The following is a 1,816-nucleotide window of genomic DNA, read 5'->3' on the forward strand; positions in this document are numbered from 1 at the left end:
TCGCTGGGGCCACCCCCAGCCCCTCCAGCAGCTCGGACTGTGCCGCCGCTGCCGCCTGGAGGTCGCCGCCGAGCATCCAGGTGTAGTGCTCGGCGAGCAGGTTGTCGTAGTGGTCGGTTGCGGTGGTCATGGGCGTTCCTCCGCTGTCGGGTGTGCCGTTGACTCGCCCGTGCGTACCCAGGCGGCGAGGTCGGCGAGGTACACGTTCGCCGTGGCGGCCTCCAGCGCGCTGCCGAGCGCTGCCCGGTAGGCGGGGGTCGCCTCCGCGTAGCGCTCCCGGCCCGCCGGGGTGACGCGGGCGGCGACCGCGCGCCCGTCGCCGTCGGCCGCTGTCCGCTCAGCCAGCCCCCGGGCCTCCAGGCGGCCGACCAGCCGCGTCACGGTGCTGTCCTTGAGCCCGATCCGGTCGGCCAGCTCCCCCATCCGCACGGCGGGCCCGCTGTCCGGACGGCTCAGCGCGCACAGGGCCCGGTACTCCGACAGCGGCAGCCCGTGTCCGTGCTGGAGCGTCTCGTCCAACTGCTTCTCCACATGGCCCAGCAGCCGCACGGCCATACACCAGCGGTCGTCCTGGTCGTCGTCGGCGGGTGTGGGGGAGCTGTCATAGGCGGGGGTCACACGGGCACAGTATCTGCTTGCACAAGCAAGTTCCAGGGCTCCCCACGGTTCAGCGCGCGGGGCAGGCGGTACGCGCCCTTCCGCAGGGTCACGGCGCCGCGCCCCGCACGCCCGCGCGACCTGCTCGACGGGGCCGAAGGAGGCCGGGACGGTCGCACCCCGGCAGTAGCGGTGCAGCGTGGGAGCGGATCCGCTCCCGGGCCGGGGCCGACCGCTCCTGGCGGGCCGGGCGGGGCCCGCGGATCTGGCCCGGCTGCTCGGTGACACGCGGGCCGCCGTGCTGCGGTCGCTCGGCGGCAGCTGCACCACCAGCGAACTGGCGGCGCGCGCGGGGGTGTCGGTCTCCTCGGCCAGTGAGCACGCGGCGGTGCTGCGGAAGGCGGGCCTGATGTCGAGCTGCCGGAAGCGCCGGAGCGGCGCGGTGCTGGTGCTGTCGTCAGCGGCTGTCGCCCTCCCGGAGAGCGCCTGCCAGCACCGTCGTGACGGCCCTGTGCACGGCCTCGGGCTCCGGCGGGGCGCTCGCCCGGTCCGCGAACAGCAGGTGCGCGGCGCCGATCAGCGTCGGAGCGAGGGTGTCGAGGTCGGCGTCCGCCGCCACCCGGCCCGCCTCCCGCTCGGCCGCGAGGTAGCCGGCGACCAGGGCCGCGGCCTCCGTGAGGAGGGGGATGCCGGCCGGGGTGGTCTCGCGCAGCCGGGTGCGCAGCTCGTCCCGCGAGGTGACGAGGCCGACGATCGCCACGGCCACCGACTCGAACAGGCCGGTGAGCGCGTCCGCGAGGTTGCCCTCGACGGTGCCGGTCCCGGCCGCCTCGCGCAGCGCGGCGGCGTGCGTGTCGAGCCGGGCCACCCGGTCCCGTACCAGCTCGGCGAGGAACGCGTCGAAGTCCGCGAAGTGCCGGTGCAGCACCCCCTTGGCGCAGCCCGCCTCGGTGGTGACGGCGCGGCTGGTCAGCGCGCTCGGCCCGGCCCGCAGCAGGACGCGCTCCGCGGCGTCGAACAGTTGCTCGCGTACATCGCGGAGGGCTGTTCCCGTTGGCATTCCGCACCCTTCGTTCGCGCCGGCCCGGTTGTCGAGTGGGCATGTGCCCATTACGGTGGGCACATGCCCACTCTAGCTTCGCCCGGCTCGTCGGCGAACGAGCCGCACCGCCTCCGCGAGGTGGCCGAGTCCTTCGGCCACGACCCCGAGCGCTACGAC

Annotated in this window: 2 protein-coding genes and 1 pseudogene; 1 reads left to right on the forward strand and 2 read right to left on the reverse strand. The window is 75.3% G+C overall.

Annotation, left to right across the window (positions count from 1 at the left end; translation table 11 throughout):
* Positions 1–126: 126 nt before the first annotated feature.
* On the reverse strand, positions 127–618 hold the full coding sequence (locus G5C65_RS36630) for a MarR family winged helix-turn-helix transcriptional regulator (protein ID WP_338146843.1): 492 nt from the start codon (positions 616–618) through the stop codon (positions 127–129).
* A gap of 277 nt (positions 619–895) precedes the next feature.
* Here G5C65_RS36630 and G5C65_RS40895 point away from each other — a divergent pair.
* A pseudogene (locus G5C65_RS40895) lies at positions 896–955 on the forward strand (hypothetical protein); the annotation flags it as partial.
* 99 nt (positions 956–1,054) lie between these two features.
* On the opposite strand, the gene G5C65_RS36640 reads toward G5C65_RS40895, so the two are convergent.
* Positions 1,055–1,657: a TetR/AcrR family transcriptional regulator gene (locus G5C65_RS36640; protein WP_165303356.1), complete on the reverse strand. Its 603-nt coding sequence runs from the start codon at positions 1,655–1,657 to the stop codon at positions 1,055–1,057.
* Positions 1,658–1,816: the final 159 nt, after the last annotated feature.

This window comes from Streptomyces boncukensis, assembly GCF_011045075.1.
GTDB lineage: Bacteria > Actinomycetota > Actinomycetes > Streptomycetales > Streptomycetaceae > Streptomyces > Streptomyces boncukensis.

What these genes read in the sequence shown, in the direction of transcription:
- G5C65_RS36640 (WP_165303356.1), bottom strand. Translation starts at nt 1,657, where the DNA reads ATGCCAACGGGAACAGCCCTCCGCGATGTACGCGAGCAACTGTTCGAC.